General features: G+C 38.6%; 16 protein-coding genes. 2 read left to right on the top strand and 14 right to left on the bottom strand.

What is annotated here, in order from left to right; all coding sequences use genetic code 11:
- Positions 1–260: 260 nt before the first annotated feature.
- The 3 genes from AC0UBM_RS12445 to AC0UBM_RS12435 all read right to left on the bottom strand — a co-directional run bounded on the left by AC0UBM_RS12445 (position 261) and on the right by AC0UBM_RS12435 (position 1,280).
- Entirely contained in the window at positions 261–458 is a 198-nt protein-coding gene (locus tag AC0UBM_RS12445) for a hypothetical protein (protein ID WP_026451355.1), read from the bottom strand.
- Between the two features lie 11 nt (positions 459–469).
- The gene (locus AC0UBM_RS12440; RefSeq protein WP_026451356.1) at positions 470–850 is read right to left on the bottom strand and encodes a DUF6876 family protein; all 381 of its coding nucleotides are present in this window, start codon (positions 848–850) and stop codon (positions 470–472) included.
- Positions 851–935: 85 nt separating this feature from the next.
- The gene (locus AC0UBM_RS12435; RefSeq protein ID WP_026451357.1) at positions 936–1,280 is read right to left on the bottom strand and encodes a single-stranded DNA-binding protein; all 345 of its coding nucleotides are present in this window, start codon (positions 1,278–1,280) and stop codon (positions 936–938) included.
- A 1,092-nt stretch (positions 1,281–2,372) separates the two neighbouring features.
- Here AC0UBM_RS12435 and AC0UBM_RS12430 point away from each other — a divergent pair.
- Complete coding sequence (locus AC0UBM_RS12430) at positions 2,373–2,954, top strand: sulfite exporter TauE/SafE family protein (protein WP_177165287.1); 582 nt, start codon at positions 2,373–2,375, stop codon at positions 2,952–2,954.
- A gap of 412 nt (positions 2,955–3,366) precedes the next feature.
- A complete protein-coding gene (locus AC0UBM_RS12425) occupies positions 3,367–4,419 on the top strand; it encodes a DUF4238 domain-containing protein (RefSeq protein WP_026451358.1) in 1,053 nt (350 codons plus the stop codon).
- 460 nt (positions 4,420–4,879) lie between these two features.
- Here the strand turns inward: AC0UBM_RS12425 and AC0UBM_RS12420 are convergent, their stop codons facing one another.
- The 11 genes from AC0UBM_RS12420 to AC0UBM_RS12370 all read right to left on the bottom strand — a co-directional run bounded on the left by AC0UBM_RS12420 (position 4,880) and on the right by AC0UBM_RS12370 (position 19,186).
- Positions 4,880–6,844 carry a heavy metal translocating P-type ATPase gene (locus AC0UBM_RS12420; protein WP_026451359.1) on the bottom strand — a complete coding sequence of 655 codons (1,965 nt, stop codon included), beginning with the start codon at positions 6,842–6,844 and terminating at the stop codon, positions 4,880–4,882.
- Between the two features lie 9 nt (positions 6,845–6,853).
- Positions 6,854–7,210: a SpoIIAA family protein gene (locus AC0UBM_RS12415; RefSeq protein ID WP_026451360.1), complete on the bottom strand. Its 357-nt coding sequence runs from the start codon at positions 7,208–7,210 to the stop codon at positions 6,854–6,856.
- Between the two features lie 408 nt (positions 7,211–7,618).
- Positions 7,619–7,795, bottom strand: coding sequence for a DUF2188 domain-containing protein (locus tag AC0UBM_RS12410; RefSeq protein WP_166643315.1), 177 nt, complete (start codon positions 7,793–7,795; stop codon positions 7,619–7,621).
- A 9-nt stretch (positions 7,796–7,804) separates the two neighbouring features.
- The gene (locus AC0UBM_RS12405) at positions 7,805–9,121 is read right to left on the bottom strand and encodes an APC family permease (protein WP_092132091.1); all 1,317 of its coding nucleotides are present in this window, start codon (positions 9,119–9,121) and stop codon (positions 7,805–7,807) included.
- An 84-nt stretch (positions 9,122–9,205) separates the two neighbouring features.
- On the bottom strand, positions 9,206–9,640 hold the full coding sequence (locus AC0UBM_RS12400; protein WP_092132089.1) for a Fur family transcriptional regulator: 435 nt from the start codon (positions 9,638–9,640) through the stop codon (positions 9,206–9,208).
- 37 nt (positions 9,641–9,677) lie between these two features.
- Entirely contained in the window at positions 9,678–12,206 is a 2,529-nt protein-coding gene (locus tag AC0UBM_RS12395) for a heavy metal translocating P-type ATPase (RefSeq protein ID WP_027126744.1), read from the bottom strand.
- Positions 12,203–12,565 carry a SpoIIAA family protein gene (locus AC0UBM_RS12390; RefSeq protein WP_027126745.1) on the bottom strand — a complete coding sequence of 121 codons (363 nt, stop codon included), beginning with the start codon at positions 12,563–12,565 and terminating at the stop codon, positions 12,203–12,205. The genes AC0UBM_RS12395 and AC0UBM_RS12390 overlap by 4 nt, the downstream gene beginning before the upstream one ends.
- Positions 12,566–12,609: 44 nt before the next feature.
- On the bottom strand, positions 12,610–13,032 hold the full coding sequence (locus tag AC0UBM_RS12385) for a Fur family transcriptional regulator (protein WP_027126746.1): 423 nt from the start codon (positions 13,030–13,032) through the stop codon (positions 12,610–12,612).
- A 15-nt stretch (positions 13,033–13,047) separates the two neighbouring features.
- Positions 13,048–13,386, bottom strand: coding sequence for a P-II family nitrogen regulator (locus AC0UBM_RS12380; protein WP_027126747.1), 339 nt, complete (start codon positions 13,384–13,386; stop codon positions 13,048–13,050).
- A 108-nt stretch (positions 13,387–13,494) separates the two neighbouring features.
- Complete coding sequence (locus AC0UBM_RS12375) at positions 13,495–14,754, bottom strand: efflux RND transporter periplasmic adaptor subunit (RefSeq protein ID WP_027126748.1); 1,260 nt, start codon at positions 14,752–14,754, stop codon at positions 13,495–13,497.
- Between the two features lie 16 nt (positions 14,755–14,770).
- Positions 14,771–19,186, bottom strand: a complete 4,416-nt coding sequence (locus AC0UBM_RS12370) for a CusA/CzcA family heavy metal efflux RND transporter (protein ID WP_027126749.1) — start codon at positions 19,184–19,186, stop codon at positions 14,771–14,773.
- Between the last annotated feature and the right edge of the window lie 10 nt (positions 19,187–19,196).

Genomic DNA, 19,196 nt, shown 5'->3' with positions numbered 1-19,196 from the left:
AGGCGAACAAAAATTTCGTACAATCTGGCTATCCCGATAACTATCGGGAGCCAATTGCCATTTTAGGAAAATAAATTTCCGATATGTTATTTTTCGATGGGTACGGTTATCGGCGAAAGTCGAAAAATGGATAACCCTACGTAAAATTGAATGCTGAATTTCAGCGAACTAAAGATACGATTTTTTATTTGAATTGGAATTAATCTAACAGAAAAACACCTCCAAGATTTAGAGGTGCTTTAATTATTAAGTTTAGAAAATTAGATGTTGAATATGAAAGTATAGGAATATAAATTTCGTAATGCTTCCTCCTCTACCATCGTTTCAAAACAGGTATAATTTTCTCTTACGTATTGCCGAATACTATCGCCAAATTTTCGTTTCACATCCTTTTTAGAATCTTCTAAAAGCCGGTTTTGAGCTTCTTCGCTCAGATCCGTAAAATTGAGATATACCATAGCTTTAGATATTAATATTCACTTGGCAACATCAGCGTATTATTTACAAAAAATAACCGCAATTCATCGAGTGGAAAATCAGTCACTCTATACCCGTGCTTTTCTAAAACAATATCATTGCCATCGGTGTATATAATTTCAGCTTCGTATCCTGTATAATCCTGTTCATCTTCGGATAATCTTTTAAAGTCTATTGTGATAAACTCACTTCGGTTCATTAGACTTTTTGCAATTACAGAAGTGTCCGTAATGAGCCAAAAACAATCTGCCACATTAGCAAGATATTTTAGTCCGTCCGTAAAACGTGTTCTTAATAATGGGATTTGATAAAACATTTCCGTTCCGTGAAAATGTTGCAATCCTTCTTTGATTTCGTTAACTTGTGCTTTCATTGTTCATTTATTTTATAAGTGAATAATTAAAAGAGGGCACGAACTAATTGAAAACTGGTATCTGTGCCCTCTTGGATTTTTATGATTACTTGTCGTTTTTGCTTCCGAGTAATAGGATTTCATCGGCTACAACTTCCGTTACATAGCGTTGTTCGTTATCATCAGTTGTATAGCTTCGAGTTTTTAGTTTTCCCGATATTCCAACTTCTTTGCCTTTTTCGACAAATTTCTCAACGATTTCTGCAGTCTTGCCCCAAGCTACAACCGTATGCCAATTGGTTTCTGTTTGCTTTTTGCCTTTGGCATCCTTGTAATATTCGTTTGTTGCGAGTGAAAAACGGGCTACTTTTTTACCGCTTTCAAGGTTTGTAATGGTTGGCTCTTGTCCAACGTTTCCGATTAACTGTACGTGATTTTTTAAAGTGCTCATAATAAAATATTTAAGAATTAATTAAAATTGCTATCTGAACTATTCAGACAGTTTATTGTTATATTTTTTTGAAGTGATTTACTTATTATATCTTGAGCGTTTTCCTTTTTTGTTTTTTTCGGTGCCGCTTCCTTTTTGATGTTTTTGTAAGATTTCATAAGATTCATTTTAGATTTACTTCCCATAGCGCCCTCGCTGTTACCTTTTTTTGTTGCTGATACATTTTCAATATTTGGAATTGATAAGGACTTATAAAAAGTGAAGCGCAGCGTAGCGGTTTATGCAGTCCGTTCAACTTCCAAATGTTGGTATTTTGCTGGCAATAAAAGGGTATAACGGCGAGGGTGCGGATGGAGGTTTAAAGACTTTTGTGAAGTACGAAAACATAGGAAGTGGCACCAAATGATTAAATGGAATTCCGATTTGGCGGACTCCGTTCACAATTTCGGATTGGGAATGAAGTGTCCCGTTCCAGTCCCGATAGCTATCGGGACGGACCGGGTTAGCGGAATGGAAAGTAGAAATTGGGTATTGTGTCCAAGATATTTGCAGTGAAGCTCTTTTCCCGCAATGTAGCTTTTCGCGGAATGCAGGGGAATGTGCTGAACGGGATTTAAAAGCTGTATATGATTCTTTGCAGGATTTAAAGCGGACTTAACTTCGAAAATGGAGATGGAATAGAGTTTGTCCGCTTCCCTTTTTTTTCAGGAAGTGGTCAAGTGGAATGGAATTGGAATCTTTGGAGTTTTGTCCAAGACCTTTATAGGGAAGCTCTTTTCCCGAAATGAAGCTTTTTCAGCGGTTCCGATAGCTATCGTAAGCAAGGGAATCGGCTGAGTGGGATTGTACTTGAAATAGACACCTGTTTATTAGATGCTTGCAGTTAAAAATGTATTTTTGAGTTGATAAAATTAATGTGTTAAACTCTGAAAAATCAGGTCTATAAATAAAATTAGTGATAACAGAACTTATAATATTATTCGTCATCAGTTATATTGCTGCAACTGTATCAGGAGCTGCGGGTTTTGGTGGAGCATTAATTATATTGCCTTTTGTTATAAATATTGTTGGACTGCAAACAGCAGTCCAATTTTGACAATAGCTTCAATTTTTGGTAATGCTTCCCGAGTTTGGTTTGGCAGATATGAATTAAAATGGAGACCGATTATATACTTTCTTTTAGCCGCTCTTCCTTTGACCATTCTTGGAAGTTATTTATTTACGGACATCAACAGTAAAATCATAAAAATTGGCATCGGCGTTGTTTTGATTTTATTAGTGGGGTATCGAAGGCTTAAAATTAAAAAAATAGTTCTGGGCGAAAAAGGAATGTTAATAGGTGGAGGGCTGACAGGATTTTTGTCTGGACTAATTGGGAGTGCCGGACCGATTGGAGCAGCATTTTTCCTTGGTCTTGACCTGACAGCGACTGCCTATGTTGCAAGTGAAGCATTTACAGCGTTAACAATGCACTTGACCAAAACAGTCGTTTACAGCAAATATGCACTAATCGGAAAAGAAGAACTTTATTATGGATTATTTATTGGCGCAGCAATGATTTTGGGAAGTTGGTCGGGAAGAAAAATCATCGAAAAGATAAGTAGGGATAAATTTATATTCCTCGTTGAAATACTATTGATTATTACAGGAATACAAATGATTTGGACATCGTAAAAAATGGTGAATAATTACCCAGGCGTTCCAAGAACAGTATTTATTTTTATTTAAATGATAAAATGGTGTTTGTGCTATGAACGCTAATGTGCAAATATTTTTCAAATCGGATTATACATATTGTGTAGGATGTAAAGCGGACTTAACTTCAAAGTCGGAGATTGGGAATGGAGTTTGACCGCTTCCCTTTTTTTTCCGGAATAGGCGGGCAAGTGGAATGGAAATCGGAAGCTTTGGAGTTGTGTCCAAGATTTTTTTTAATGAAGCGCATTTACCGTAATGGAGTTTTTTACGGAATGCAGGGGAATGGGTTGCAATGGCTTATGTAAACAAAATCTATAAAATGAATTAGCTTTTTGTCTTTCTTAAAATTTGTCATTCTTATTTTTACAATCTAAATAATTTTTTCATAATGGCCAATAAGAAAAAACAACACTATGTCCCGAAATTTTATTTACGATACTTTAGTTTAAATGATTCCACGAAAATAATTAAGCTCTGTCTAAAGGATACAGGTAGAATCATCCATAAAGCAAATTTGGAAGGACAAGCCCAAGAAGATTATTTCTATGGCAAGGATTTGGAAAGGGAAGAATGGTTTGGGACTATTGAAAATCAGAGCTCATTAATTCTAAATAGGGTGGTTCAAACAAAAGAGTTGCCAAAGGATAAATCTGATAATTATTATCTTATTTGGCTATTTATCCTTCTTCAAGCGTATCGCACCAAGTCGAATGTTGAAGATTTTAATCATATGATAGATACAATTATGAAAACGGCAATGAAGCTCGAACCTCAATTTAAAAATTTTGATTATGATACTCATTTTTTTGCATACGAAGATGCAATAGAAAAAAAACTTGACTTACTTCTTAATAGTCTACCTATGATGATGGATATGCAAATCAAGCTGATTCGAAATACTACTTCAAATGAATTGATAACAAGCGACAATCCTATTTCGAAATATAATCAGTTTTTGGAATCAAGAAAATTTCCCTTCGGACACAATGGAATGGCAAGTAAGGGATTACAGATTTTTTACCCATTAGCACCAGATTTGCTACTTATAATGTATGACCCAAAAGTCTATAAAATTGGAAATAAAAAACAATTCAGTAACATTCCTATGAATGAAAAAGATATTGAGTATTTAAATATTTTAACTTGTTTGTATGCTAATAAATCTATTTATTCTACGGATAATGTAACTGATTTTCAGCTTGAACAATGGGTCAAAGAATCGAATATTTATAAAGAACAAAAGAAACTGGAAGTAAAACATTTTGACCCCATACAAAGTGAGGATGATGCTGAATCGGTGATTGTACAACATCATCAAACGCCTTATATGATTAAACTGACCCTATCCTTTGTTAAGCAAACACAGCACGCCAAATCGTATAAAATGTCGGGCTATTATGCTGAATTTAGGGATGAGCGTATTCGAAATAGAGAGCAATAGATTATCTTGTTTCATTACGAACGAACATTATGAACATTATAGTCTATACAACAGTTAATGTTTATGAATATTCCCTTTTACCACAAAATAGTACAATAACAACGCGGATATTATCACAAATAATATTGCAAGAATACCATTGAACTTATCTTTCCTTGTGATTTGATTATTGGATTTACCAACTTTCTTATTTCTTTTTTTTCTTTGTTTTTGATACATCCTTTTTAGTTATTTCTAAATAACCCTCTATAATAGCTTTGTATCTAAATAGTTATAAAGTATTTCAAGAAAAGCAGGAATAGAATAAACAAAACAAACAATACAAATATGATTATAACACCAATCCATATTATTTTATCCCTTTTAGAAATGACAGTTTTTTCAGTTTGTACTTTACTTTTCTCTTTCAGACGTCTTTTCCTTCGATTTTCTGACATATACTATTGTTTTATTTATATATCTATTTCTTCCATTCCATCTTCTGTAACCTTACGGCATTCAATATTGCCAATAAAGCCACGCCCACATCTGCGAAAACCGCCTCCCACATCGTTGCCAGACCTCCTGCACCCAATACTAAAACAACTGCTTTTACTCCGAATGCTAAAATAATGTTCTGCCAAACGATGCGACGTGTGGATTTACCAATTTTTATAGCCTTTGCAATTTTGCTCGGTTGGTCTGTTTGGATGATAACGTCTGCAGTTTCTATTGCCACATCACTACCCAATCCACCCATTGCAATACCTACATCGCTAACCGCCAATACGGGTGCATCATTGATGCCATCTCCAATAAAAGCTACTTTGTTGTTGTTTTCGGACATCAGCTTTTCGACTTCTTTCAATTTATCTTCTGGAAGCAAACCCCCTTTTGCCCAATCTACACCCATTTCTTTTGCGACTTGTTGCGTAATAGAATCCTTATCGCCCGAAAGCATTATTATTTTGGTAATTCCTGATTCACGGATTTGTTTGATGGCTTCGTGAGCATCATCCTTCAACTCGTCTGCAATAATTACATAACCAGCAAATTTGCCCTCAATGGAAACCATCACGATAGATTCTACTATGTTGTCGGTTTCAGATGGAACTTCGATGTTGTTTGACGTCATCAATGGTTTGTTACCTACCAATACGGTTTTACCGTTTACTGTTCCCTTTAGACCTTTTCCTGCTATTTCAGTTACTTCGGAAGCTTGAAAATCTTCGCCATCGGCTTTATATTCCATAATTGCCTTGGCAATGGGATGGGTAGATTGTTCTTCCATCGCCATTAGGTATTTCATAAATTCAGGCTCATTCCAATCAATGGCTTTTATTTCCTTGATTTTGAACACACCTTTGGTCACGGTTCCGGTTTTGTCCATAACAACGGTATTAACCTTTGTCATTTCATCCAAATACGATGCTCCTTTAAACAGAATGCCATTTTTTGAAGCTGCTCCCAATCCTCCGAAATAACCTAAAGGAATAGAAATAACCAAAGCACAAGGACAAGAAATCACAAGAAAAATTAAGGCTCTGTATAACCAATCGCTAAAGATATAATCGTCCACAAAAAAGTAGGGTATAAACGTCAATCCAATCGCAAGAAAGACAACAATAGGTGTATAGATTCTTGCGAACTTTCTAATGAACAATTCGGTTTTCGATTTACGAGCTGTTGCATTCTGCACCATATCGAGAATTCGGGCAATGGAACTGTCCTTAAATTCTTTGGTGGTCTCAATTTCAATCACACCATCCAGATTGATACTTCCGGCAAACACCTTTTCGCCTTTTGCAATAGTATCAGGTTTACTTTCCCCTGTCAAGGCTGCTGTATTGAACGAGCCTTTTTTTGATAGCAACACCCCATCCAAAGGAATTTTTTCGCCCACACGAACCTGTACTTTTTCGCCAATTTCAACGGTTTCAGGATTTACAGAAATGTAATCGTTGTTTCGATAAACCAAAGCTTCATTAGGTCTTACATCGAGCAAGGCTTTAATATTGCTTTTGGCTCGATTGACCGCTGCGTTTTGGAACAATTCGCCCACTGCGTAAAAAAGCATTACTGCCACACCTTCGGGATATTCGCCAATGGCGAATGCTCCAATGGTAGCAATGGACATCAAAAGAAATTCCGTAAAGAAATCGCCTTTTATGATGCTGTTCCAGCCTTCTTTTATCACGGGAAAACCTACTGGAAGGTATGCTATTACATACCAAACGATACGTACCCAATCCTTAAAAAATGCAACATCAAAATAGTCCATAGCGATACCGATAATCAGCATCACAAAACTGAAAATTGCTGGTAGATAGGTTTTAAATTTTCCTACACTTTCCGGGTCGCTATGGTTGTGGCCATCGTCGTGTGCGTGTTCTCCTTTATGTTCTTCGGTATTGATATCACGAAGATTTTGTTTTTTCTTGCTCATTTTATTTTATTATAAATTTATCCATTGCTTGGCTTGTTCCTTATCTTTTAAATCAAAATATCTTACCTCTGAACCGGTAAAGAAATCGGTTGCCTTGGCAGCCCATTCTTGCCATTTCCTTTCGCCCACAAATGCCATTTTGCCATAATCGGAAAGATGGGAGTTGTCTACTTTAATATCTGCCCAAAGACCTTGCAGGTCGTAACCGTGGAAATCGTGCATTTCAAAATAGAAATCAACCTTCTGGTTGCTGTTCAGGATTTCATCAATTCGGGAATGTATCAGTTCTACATCGCTTGTAGATATTTTGCCTTCCAATTTTGCGGCAATTAAATTTTCGTTTTTAGAATTTACAAACTGTATCATAATTTTATTTTTTTATCAATTTAATGAAATATATAGTGCTATGGAAGTGCATTTATTGGCCACTTCATATATCGCAGATTATTTAATTTTAAAATATAATTGTCACTTATTATCGATATTCTTTTCCATTTTACCTAAATAAAAAATCAATGCAACACTTGCACCTAACAGTCCAAACAGAATATTCTCGACAATTTGATTCCCGTTTATATTCAAAATTTCGACTAAATTACTTTTCAAATATTGCAGCCAATTAATTTCATTAGCTTGATTTCCATAGTTAAAAATAGTGATTCCCAAGGGTTGAATAATAAATACACCTATGGCGAACCCTACTAGTATGGGAATTGATAATTTCTTAATTTTTATCATCTATTTTAAAATTAAAGGAGTCCAAAATTTTAAAGATTAACCTTCCAAATCATAAAACCATTCTTCAGCCATAACAATTGCTTTTTTGATGGCTAAATCTTGTGAAAGACCTTCCTTTTCTATTAAGTCATTCGCAATTTCGATTGCCTTTTTTCGTACCGCTGGATTAAGGGTGTCAAGCTCTGTTCTAAATTCTTCAAATGTCCAGTCCATAAAAATGTATTAGTGTTTAAACAATTCATTTTCTTTTTCAGCATCTACGTCTTTTTTCGGTCTTTTATCCAAAAAATAATCGAGTATTATTCCCACTATTATCGCACCTACAAAGGCAGCGTAAACCAATCCATCATATTGAATAATTAGAGTAAGGCTAACCAATATGGCCAAAATGGGCAGTACTGGAACTTTACCGATGGACAATGGCACTCTAAAAGGTCTGTTCTGTTTTGGTTCTTTAAAACGCAAAATTATAAGTGCAATATTTACGGCAACATATACAAGTAGCGCACCCAAAGAAGACATCCCAGCTACAATTTTAATATCGCCCAATAGCAAAAAACAACCCACCGCAGCCATAACCACAAATGTGGTTACCCAAGGTACTTTTTGTGCATTTACTTTGGTCATAAATTTTGGAAGCTCGCCCACGATTGCCATTCCGAACAACAACCTGCTTATGGAAATAATACCGCTAAACGCTGCATTGGCCGTGGCAAAGAGAGCAGCAACAGCCAAGACAACAGGCAACCAAGCATTAAGGTTGGATGCTGCCAAGGACAATGGCGAATCTACCTTTGAAATAGCTAAAGGGTCAGCTATGTTAAGTACCGTAAAAGAAATGAGTAAATAAAAGATAGTGGTAATTACCATTGTCAGCAAAAAGGCACGAGGAATTGTTTTTCCTGGATTTTTAACTTCTGAACCCAAAGATGCCATATGTTCAAAGCCAGTATAGACAAAAAACAAAGTTGCCGTAGCCGCAAGTGTTCCAGAGAATGAGTTGATTTGAAAAATTTCAGCTTTTGGCAGGCCTGTTTCTTTAAGGCCTATAAAGATAAGAATGAGCAAACCTAACAATTGAATACTGACCATTATAATATTAGCAGTAGATGATTTCTTGATTCCTGTAACACTTATCAGGGCAAGCAGCAGCAGTACACCATAGCTTATCAATAATCCCGGTACTTCAAAAAAGGTATTGAAATATCCCGAAAATGCCAATAGTACGGCTGCAATTGTTGCCGAACTATGGAAGGCAACGGTCCAACCCGTAAGAAAGGAAGGAATGTCGATTTTTGGAAATGCTTTCCTTACAAATATAAATTCTGCGCCTGCATTGGGGTAGGTAGATGATAATTCTGCATAAGACATTGCAGAAATACTGGCTGCAACTGCCGCAAAAATAAAGCTCAACCAAATATCGGTTCCTGCCTGTCCAGCTGCCGCGCCAATCACGGTATAGATTCCTGCGCCCACAATTGTGCCAACACCATAAAACGTAAGTCGAAGCGTACCCAAGGATTTTTTTAGTTCTACCATAATATTTTTTAAGTTAGAGAAGGTGGAAGAAACCTGAACCTGACCATTGGGCGCAAGGGTTCAGAGTTCTGGAACTCCCACCTGTTATTTTTGCCTGCATTTTTCACATATTCCCTTTAATACCAGATTCACATCGCTCACTTCATAATCGTCTGGCAAGCTTTCTTCCGATATCTTATTCGGTAAACAGATTGTTCTCCTACAATCGGTGCAATGAAAGTGCATATGTAAATCTATACCATATTTAACTTTGGCGTTTTCATCAGAAATCGCATATTTTGCCACTCCGACCCCATCATTAATCTGATGAATTAGCCTTTTATCCTCAAAAATTTTGAGGTTGCGATAAAAGGTAGTTCTGTTTGCTGTTTTATTGGTTTCGCTCTTTTGAACAAAAGCCTTTTTCAAATCGGAAAAGGACACGGCACTTTGTTTCCTTTTCAGGAACTTGTATATCTTCGACCTCATTTTAGTAGGGCGAATACCGTGATATGATAATATTTTTTCCGTTTTGGTCATTTTAACCTTGATTCAAAAGCAACCCTTTTTATTAAATTTATTTCTTATAAGCCAAAAGCCTTAACGCATTAAAAACCACAAGTAATGTTGAGCCTTCGTGGATGACCACTGCAATACCGATATTGGCCCAACCCATAATGGTCGATGGGATAAGCAATGCCACAATACCGAGGCTGACCCAAAGGTTTTGCTTGATAATGGCCTTTGCCTTCCTGCTCAAACCTATGGCAAAGGGCAGTGTTTCCAGTTTATCAGCCATTAGGGCAATGTCCGCAGTTTCCAAGGCCACATCACTGCCCGCTGCACCCATTGCGATACCTACGGTGCTGTTTGCCATTGCAGGGGCATCGTTCACACCGTCGCCTACCATTGCGACTTTGGATTCCTGTTCTTTTAATTTTTTAATGGCATTTACTTTTTCCTCTGGCAACAGGCTTCCCCAGGCATCGGTCAACCCAATTTCTTTAGCAACGGCATCGGCAACCTTTTGATTATCCCCGGTTAGCATTATCATCCGCTTGATACCGATTTCCTTTAATTTTTTCAGTGTTTCCTTGGCCGCTTCCCGTGGGGTGTCCATCAGGGCGATGATACCTATATATTCTTTGTTCCTTCTTATGAGCATCGTAGTATTTCCACCACCTTCAAGTTCTTTTACTTTATTCGATATATCTTCGGATGGTTTTGCTTCATCGAGGTCTTCGTACAAGTCAAGGTTTCCAATATAGATTTTATCCTTGCCCAAAGAAGCTTTGATACCTTTTCCGAGAACTGCTTCCAAATCTGACGCATCGATAATATCAGTACCTTTCAGACGCTCTTTCCCATCCCTTACGACGGCTTTGGCCAAAGGGTGGTCGCTCAAGTTTTCAACGGCAACGGCTATCTTTAACAGTTCATTTTCTTCAATATCCCCCAATGGTACTACTTCGGTAAGTTTGGGCTTGCCTTCGGTAAGCGTGCCTGTTTTATCAAAAGCCAAAGCGGTCAATTCGCCCAAATCTTCCAGCGGTCTCCCACCTTTAATGAGTACACCACCACGCGCTGCTCGCGCCACACCGCTCAATACGGCACTTGGTGTTGAAATGGCCAGAGCACAGGGACTTGCAGCTACCAATACCGCCATTGCACGGTAAAAGCTGGCACTAAACGGTTCATCAATGACCAGAAAGGCAAAGAGCAAGACACCAACCAATATCAGTACGGATGGCACAAAGTATTTTTCAAACTTATCGGTCAACAGCTGTGTGGGGGACTTTTGGGTCTGCGCCTCGTTGACCAGTTTAACCAATCGGGACAGGGTAGAGTCTTTGGCTTCTTTGATTACCTTAATTTCCAACATACTATTACCGTTGATAGTTCCAGCAAACACACGGTTTTCATCCTTGATATCATCGTCTGCCGAATAGTTTCTGTCCTTATCTTCCACAGGGATTTTGTCCACAGGTACACTTTCCCCAGTAATTGGTGCTTGGTTTACACTACTTTTTCCGTTGACCACGACGCCATCTGCGGATATTTTACTATTGGGCTTGACCACTATAATATCGCCAATACTCAATTTCTCAATCCCAACTTCTACAGTCTTACCATCTTTTTTAAGCAAGGCTGTTTTTGGTGCAAGGTCTGCAAGCGCGGCAATGCTTTTTCTTGCTTTGTTCATTGCGTAATGTTCCAAGGCGTGCCCAAGGCTAAATAAAAACAACAACAGTGCACCTTCTGCCCATTCTCCCAGAATGGCGGCACCAATGGCAGCGACCAGCATTAAAAAATCAATTTCAAAACCACCCTTGGCCACAGTTTGAACCGCTTCCTTGGCCGTAAAGAAACCACCGAAAAAGTACGCGCCAATGTACAAAGTAAGACTGACCCAATCCGGGATGGATTCCACATAAGAAAGCCCGAAACCTATCCCGAGAAGTGCCCCACAGATAATGGAAAAAATAAGCTCCGTATTTTTACCGAAAACCCCACCGTGGGCGTGCTCTTCTCCTTCCTCGTGGGTCTCGCCCTCCTTGTGCTCGTGGCCCTCTGTGGAAGTTTGCTCTTTAGTATCTTCCTTCTTTGAACGTTCCTGTTTTTTTTTGGATGCTTCGGTGTAATTATTTTCGTTTGAAGAACTCCGCTTAACCTGAAGGTCTTCCTTTTCAATCTGTTTACTTATTTCATCAAAATTTGTTTGCTTTTTATCAAACTCAAGGCGCACCATTCCAGAGGCCGAAACGGAAGCCTCCAAAACCCCATTGATTGCCAAAAGACTTTTCTCTATGGAACGTGCCTGTCTTGTATGTCTGATTCCTTTAACCTCAATGAGCAAATGCCCGTATTTTTCGGTAATTTCAGCACCAGTCCGTTCGGCGAGGGATTGAATGCGGTCTATAGAAATGATATCGGGGTCATAATGAAAACAGAGCTGTGGTGTGTCATCTTCCTTTGTATCGGCAACGTGTACTTTTTCGATGCCCTCTTTAGCCTGTAATTCTTTTATAAGCCGCTCAACACAAGTATCTTTTTCGTTTGGAACTTGCGGAAGGATAACTGGAATTTTTAGTTGTATTTTTTTCATTTTTTACTATTTTTTTTTATCCATTCTTTGGCATCGTCTTTTTCTTCTGGCTTATAAAATTTTATATGAGCTTCTGAAAAAGGAAGCAATGCCTCGGTAAATTGCTCCTGCCATTTAACGCTACCCACTAAAGCAACACGCTTTAAATGCGTTTCATTCGGAAGATTTAATTCAATGCCCTTCCAATAGGCACTTACCGTCCAGCCTTCAAAATTTTGCATTTCAATGTACCAGGAAACTTCCTGATATGCAGTTATATGTTCTGTTAAGACCGGTATCAAGTTTTCATAATCCTTGGCATCCAGCTTATTCTCTGCCACCATATATACAGTAGCCTCTTTTTTATAGATTGTTATCATTGCTCACTATTTATAAATGATAATTGAATTTAAAAACCAAACGTTTAATCCAGATTGTCGCTGCATTTTTCGCAAATGCCCTTTACCACCAAGTTGATATCCTCGGTAATATAGCCATCAGGTAAGTTGATATGAGGGATTTTATGCTCTGTTAAACAGACAGTTTCATTACAATTGTTGCAATGAAAGTGTAAATGAAGGTCGTTGCCGACCTCGCACTCACAATTTTCTTCGCAAAGGGCGTATTTTATAACACCTGTCCCATCCTCAATTTGATGCACAATACCTTTTTCTTCAAACGCTTTCATAGTCCTAAATAGGGTGCTTCTTTCACTGACCTTAAAATCCTTTTCCAAATCGCCAAGACTGATGGCTACCTTTAATTCCACCAAACGTTTATAAGTCATTAGGCGCATAGCCGTAGGTCGTATCCCTTTGCTTTCAAGTAGTTGGACTATTTTTTCCATTTGCAACAAAGTGTTTTATAGGTCGTACCGTTTTAAGGAATCTCCAGATTTAATCTGAAAGGCATCTTCAATATTTGCTATATAAATAATACCATCTCCAGGTCCGTCGGTTTTGGCGTTGGCTATAATTGTTTCAATGGCCACTTGGGCTTCCTCATTTTGGCAGACCAGTTCCAACTTAACCACTGGACTATCTGTCACGTGAAAATCCAACGACGGTCTTGCACCTTTTGACTTAAAGGCGCCAGTTCCTTCTGCTTGTGAAAGGGTCATACTTTTAAATCCATTATCTGATAGTGCTTCAATGACTCTTTGGATTCGGTTCGGTTTTATAAATGCTTTTATTTCCTTCATATTATGAATATTTTAAATCAATTTTGAACCGAGCCTGTTTTCTAATTTTTAACTAACTAATTAAGACGATAAACAAACCCGGAATCAAAATCTTTGATTATTATTGAATTAATGTCCGTGTTCCAGTTCGCCTTTAACCATTTCCGAAGAGAGATTATAAGCTCCGTTTATGACAACTTTGGCGTCCTTTGAAACTTCGGCAGGCAGATTGACTTCAACAAAGCCTAAATCAGTAATACCAACCGTTACGGGTATCATTTTAAATTTCATTTTGTTCGCTTCCATTTCTCCATCTTCATCCAGAATAAAAATAAAGGATTGCTCGCCTTCTTTTATAACGGCGGCTTCCGGTACGGCGAAACCTTTTTTCTCACCTTGCACTATTCGCCCTTCCACGTACATACCCGGCAATAGGTTTTTATCCTCGTTTTCAATATCTGCCAGAACTTCCAAAGCTTTTGGGTCGGTGTTAAATGTTTTACCCACAGACCGAACGGTTGCTTTAAGCAGTTCATCTGGACGAGAGGCCGTAGAAAAATATATCTGTTGTCCTTTCTTGATTTGCTTTATGTCCTTCTCATATATTTTGAAGTTGACATAAATCTTTGAATTATCGCTTATTGAGAACATTTTGGATTGTTGCGCCACGTAATCGCCAAGGCTAATCATTACTTCATCCACATAGCCACTTATGGGTGTGGTAATGGGAACAGCGGAATATATTTGGCCTTCAGCCACTTTGTCCGGATTAATGCCCAACAGTCTCAATTGGGACCGCAAACCATTGACGCTGGATGTTGTGGAACGAAATTTTGACTGCGCCATCTGAAATTCCTTTCCAGAAGAAACACCTTTGTCATAAAGAGTCTGCTTGCGCTCAAAATCCTGTTTCAAAAAGACCAGTTCGTCATTTTTTTCCTGATATTCCTGTTGCATTGCAATGATATCTGGGTGTTCTATATATGCCAATACCTGTCCTTTACTTACATTATCTCCAGGTATTACTTTTATGGAACTCACATTTCCACCAACAAACGGACTGATATTCGCCTTATCCTGTGGGAAAAGTTCCAGCGTACCTGTTACCTTAATGTTGTTCCCTAAATTCCGTTCCTCCAAAGATTTCATTTCCAAACCGATGGTTTCAGCTTGTTGCTTTGTAAGTTCTACAACGCCTTCTTCCTCGCTGTGACCACCTTCTTCCTCTCCTTCAACGTGGCCTTCTTCGCCGTGTGCATCTTCTCCAACTTCATTGGTCTTTGATACACCTTCGGCTTCATTATGTCCAAGTTCAGATTTTTGGGCATCATTACAACTCATAAACATAAGTGTAAATAATACGGTACTAACTAATAGTATATTCTTCATTTCTCTTTTTTTAAGGTTATAAATTGCCCAATTGATATTGCATATCAATGGTCTGCTGGTTATACTGATTGATGTATTGTAAATGGTTTTGTTTAATACGGATGGCACTATTAAGAATGGTGATATAATTGACGTAATCTATTTCGCCTTCTTTAGAAGCCAACTGCGCTGTGGTAATTTGTTCTTCTGCCAACAATAGTGCGCCTTCTTCGTAATATTGCAAAATCTTCTTTGTTTTTTCGAGTGATTTGGTCAATTGTGAAACACGACTTTCTGTAACCGCTTTTTGCTCCAAATATTGATTCTCTGCTACCATTGCGTCTGCCTTGGCTGCCTTAACCCTTGACTTCTGCGGAAAAAACCATAACGGAATACTAATACCTGCCTGATAGGTATTAAACCCTGAAACATCATCCACAACCTGCCTGCCATATGATAAACTGAATTTCGGTAGGAATTGCGATTTTTCAACGCCCACATTTGCTTTACTTACTTCGGCATTTTGCAAGGCATATTGCAACATTGGGTTATTGGCAACCGAAGTTGAATCCAATGTCGCCATAAAATCCAATGGCTCGTAAAAACCATCTACCGTCTCGATGGTTTCATCCGTTCCCAAATATTGTTTTAAGGCACGTTTGGCAATTTCAATATCATCAAAAGCTTGTTGCCTCAACACTTGAATCTGTTGAAATTCGGAAGAGGCTGAAATAAATTCCAACTTGCCTGTTTCTCCAGTGTCATACCGAAGTTGGGCAGCGGACTTAAAATTGGCATAAATACTGTCCAATTGGTCTGCAAAACGCAACTGTGCCTTGTAATAATTAATTTGGTCATAGGCTTGCATCACATTGCGCACCAACTGTTGTTCACTGGCCACATAAAACTTTTCTCCCAAGGCAATGCGCTCTTTATAAAACTTCGATTTTGAAAATCCTGAAAGCAAATCGATATTGCCCTGTTGCACGCCAACGGTTGTTTGCACTCCAGGAAGATTATTGCCATATTCTTCTTTGCCCGTGAAAACTTGTGTGCTACCAAGGTCAAAACTCGTTCCCTTCAGTGCCTTTTCCCGTTCAATAAATGCCTGACTTTCCTTAAGCGATGGATAATTCTGTTTTGCCATAGCAATGGCCTCATCTACAGTCAAGGTTTTTGGCATTGTTCCATTTTGATTGGTGTCTTGGGCAAAAGCAGTTCCAGAAGCCATCAAACCGCCAACCATCAATAATACGGTTACAATGTTCGTTGATTTGTTGACATAGCTTACACCTCCATCGTTATTGTTTCGTTCCTTTCTCGATTCAAGCCAATAATAAAGAATAGGAATAACCACCAAGGTCAGAAATGTTGCCGTAAGCATTCCTCCAATGACTACTGTCGCCAAGGGCCGCTGTACTTCGGCACCACCAGAGGTAGAAATCGCCATTGGGATAAAGCCCATAATTGTTGTAATGGCTGTTAATAAAATTGGACGTAAACGTTCGTGCGTAGCTTCATATATACGTTTTTTTAAATCTGTCATTCCACTGTCTTTTAATTCATTGAACTTATTTATGAGTATGAGTCCGTTTAATACGGCAACTCCGAAGAGCACGATAAATCCGACTCCCGCGGAAATACTGAAAGGCATTCCACGAATCAACAAAACGAAAACGCCACCAATGGCCGCCAAAGGCACTGCCATATAGATCATCAAGGCTTGTGTAACTGAATTCAAAGCAAAGTAAAGCAGAACAAATATTGTTAATAGAACGATTGGGACTACAATCATCAATCGGTCTGATGCTCGTTGTAGGTTTTCAAATGATCCGCCGTAGGTTACAAAATAACCTGGTGGCAGTTTAACATCCGTTTCCAATTTTTGTTGAATTTCCTCGACCATCGATTTTACATCGCGCCCACGAACATTCACGCCCACGGAAGTACGACGAGAGGTATTGTCTCTTGAAATCTGCATTGGTCCGGGTTTATAGCTGATATCTGCCACCTCCTTTAATGGTACTTGTGCACCGTTTGGCAGGTCTATATAAAGGTTTTTTAAGCTATTGATGTCTTGTCGATATTCCTCTGCCAAACGAATGACCACATCGAACCGTTTTTCCCCTTCAAAAATGACTCCTGCCTGTTCTCCTGAAAATGAAGCACTTACATAATCATTCAGCTTATCAACGGTTACACCGTATTGTGCCATTTTCGCACGGTTATATACCACCGTCATTTGTGGCAAACCACTTGTAGCCTCCACATTAATGTCAGCCGCTCCGGGAACGGTCCTAATTACTGCCGCGATTTCCTGTATCTTGTCTGCCAAAACGTCCAAATCTTCTCCGTACAATTTGATGGCCACGTCTTCACGGACACCAGTCAGCAATTCATTAAAACGAAGTTCTACAGGTTGTGTAAACACAAAATTTACGCCGGGAACTACTGAAATTTTTTCTTGAATCTTTTCTATGAGTTCTTCTTTACTATCTGCGGATGTCCATTTACTCTTGTCCTTTTCAAGAATAATATAACTATCGGCAATATCCATAGGCATTGGGTCTGTTGGTATTTCAGCCACACCAATCCTTGAAACTACTGTTTTTACTTCCGGAAACTCATTGATTAAATTCTGAAGTTTCTCTGAGGCCTCAATAGATTCTGAAAGACTGCTCCCTGGTTTTATCAATGCTTGAAATGCAATATCGCCTTCATCAAATTTAGGGACAAATTCTGCTCCCATATTGCTAAAAATAAATCCTGCAATCAAAAGCAAGGCAACCGCGCCTATAACCACACCTGCCCGAAAGCGAAGTGCAAAATTTAATATAGGCAGATAGATACGATTCAGAACCCCCATAATTTTATCACTGAACCTATCAATCTTGTTTTCAAATTTGGCAAACCAACTATTTTGATTTTTAGCAGGTTTTAAAAATAATGATGACATCATTGGTACGTAGGTAAGGCAAAGAATAATTGCCCCTAAAACGGCAAAACCAAATGTAAATGCCATTGGTCGAAACATTTTCCCTTCCACACCGGTCAAAAACAGAATAGGTGTAAAAACTATAAGAACAATTAGTTGACCGAAGAAGGCAGAATTCATCATTTTACTTGAAGAGTCATAGGCGATTTCATCCATTTCAGCTTGGTTAATGGCGGTTGTGGATTTTTTCATCCGTTGATGAATGTGGAAAACCGCTCCTTCCACGATAATCACCGCACCATCTACAATAATCCCAAAATCGATCGCACCCAAGGACATTAAATTTGCCCAAATGCCAAATTGTTTCATCAAAATAAATGCAAATAATAGGCATAAAGGGATTATCGACGCTGCTATCAAGCCACCACGGAAGCTTCCTAAAAGCAAGACCAAAACAAATATGACAATAAGGGCACCTTCTATTAGATTTGTTTTAACGGTACTTGTGGTTGCCTCAATAAGTTCACTTCGACTTAAAAAAGCATCAATATAAACGCCTTCCGGCAGGGATTTTTGAATTTCTACAATACGCTTTTCCACATTTTCGATCACGTCGCCTGGGCTTTCGCCTTTCAGCATTAAAATTTGTCCGCCCACAGATTCGTGTCCATCTTGGGTAAAAGCGCCATAGCGTACTTGGCTGCCATATCCAACCTTTTCAGCGACATCCCGTATTAAAACGGGACTACCGTTTTGAGTAGTTACAACTGTGTTTTCCAAATCGGCGATACTTCGGGCCAAGCCTTCGCCACGGATAAAATTGGCTTGGTTATTTTTTTCTATATAGGCACCTCCAGTATTGGCATTGTTCACTTTAAGGGCTTCAAAGACCTGGTTCATTGTAATACCGAAACTTTTTAGCTTATTGGGGTTTATGGCTACTTCATATTGCTTCACAAATCCTCCAAAAGCATTTACCTCGACGACTCCTGGAACTAATGCCATTTGGCGTTTTACAATCCAATCTTGGATGGTACGAAGCTCCATTGCATCGTATTTATCTTCGTAGCCTTCCTTTACTTTTAGGCTGTATTGGTAGATTTCGCCCAAACCTGTGGTAATTGGGGCCATAAATGGCGTGCCGAAGCCTTCGGGGATTTCTCCGGCAACTTCGGTTAATTTCTCTTGCACTAATTGCCGGGGAAGATATGTGCCTGCCTCGTCCTCAAATACGATAGTAACAACTGACAATCCAAAACGAGACACCGAACGCAGCTCGATAACGTCTGGTAGATTTGCCATTGCCAATTCTACCGGATAAGTAACAAATTGTTCAATGTCTTCAGTACCTAAATTTGGGGCAACTGTAATAACCTGTACTTGGTTGTTGGTAATATCGGGTACAGAACCCAGATTTATAGTGGCCATAGACCAAATGCCCGTACCTACAAGTGCCACTATAAAGAGCCCAATAATAAACTTGTTATTAATGGAAAATGAAATGATTTTGTTAATCATAGAAAAAGTA

This window comes from Formosa sp. F44 (assembly GCF_056238645.1).
Note: the sequence above shows the minus strand (reverse complement) of the source record. Positions and strands in the feature narration are given on the sequence as shown.

Excerpts from the sequence above, each read along its gene's own strand:
- AC0UBM_RS12375 (WP_027126748.1), bottom strand. The coding sequence starts at position 14,754 with ATGAAGAATATACTATTAGTTAGTACCGTATTATTTACACTTATGTTT.
- AC0UBM_RS12415 (WP_026451360.1), bottom strand. The coding sequence starts at position 7,210 with ATGATACAGTTTGTAAATTCTAAAAACGAAAATTTAATTGCCGCAAAA.
- AC0UBM_RS12435 (WP_026451357.1), bottom strand. The coding sequence starts at position 1,280 with ATGAGCACTTTAAAAAATCACGTACAGTTAATCGGAAACGTTGGACAA.
- AC0UBM_RS12385 (WP_027126746.1), bottom strand. The coding sequence starts at position 13,032 with ATGGAAAAAATAGTCCAACTACTTGAAAGCAAAGGGATACGACCTACG.
- AC0UBM_RS12380 (WP_027126747.1), bottom strand. The coding sequence starts at position 13,386 with ATGAAGGAAATAAAAGCATTTATAAAACCGAACCGAATCCAAAGAGTC.
- AC0UBM_RS12410 (WP_166643315.1), bottom strand. The coding sequence starts at position 7,795 with ATGGACTGGACATTTGAAGAATTTAGAACAGAGCTTGACACCCTTAAT.
- AC0UBM_RS12395 (WP_027126744.1), bottom strand. The coding sequence starts at position 12,206 with ATGAAAAAAATACAACTAAAAATTCCAGTTATCCTTCCGCAAGTTCCA.
- AC0UBM_RS12445 (WP_026451355.1), bottom strand. The coding sequence starts at position 458 with ATGGTATATCTCAATTTTACGGATCTGAGCGAAGAAGCTCAAAACCGG.
- AC0UBM_RS12400 (WP_092132089.1), bottom strand. The coding sequence starts at position 9,640 with ATGACCAAAACGGAAAAAATATTATCATATCACGGTATTCGCCCTACT.
- AC0UBM_RS12425 (WP_026451358.1), top strand. The coding sequence starts at position 3,367 with ATGGCCAATAAGAAAAAACAACACTATGTCCCGAAATTTTATTTACGA.
- AC0UBM_RS12420 (WP_026451359.1), bottom strand. The coding sequence starts at position 6,844 with ATGAGCAAGAAAAAACAAAATCTTCGTGATATCAATACCGAAGAACAT.
- AC0UBM_RS12405 (WP_092132091.1), bottom strand. The coding sequence starts at position 9,121 with ATGGTAGAACTAAAAAAATCCTTGGGTACGCTTCGACTTACGTTTTAT.
- AC0UBM_RS12440 (WP_026451356.1), bottom strand. The coding sequence starts at position 850 with ATGAAAGCACAAGTTAACGAAATCAAAGAAGGATTGCAACATTTTCAC.
- AC0UBM_RS12390 (WP_027126745.1), bottom strand. The coding sequence starts at position 12,565 with ATGATAACAATCTATAAAAAAGAGGCTACTGTATATATGGTGGCAGAG.
- AC0UBM_RS12370 (WP_027126749.1), bottom strand. The coding sequence starts at position 19,186 with ATGATTAACAAAATCATTTCATTTTCCATTAATAACAAGTTTATTATT.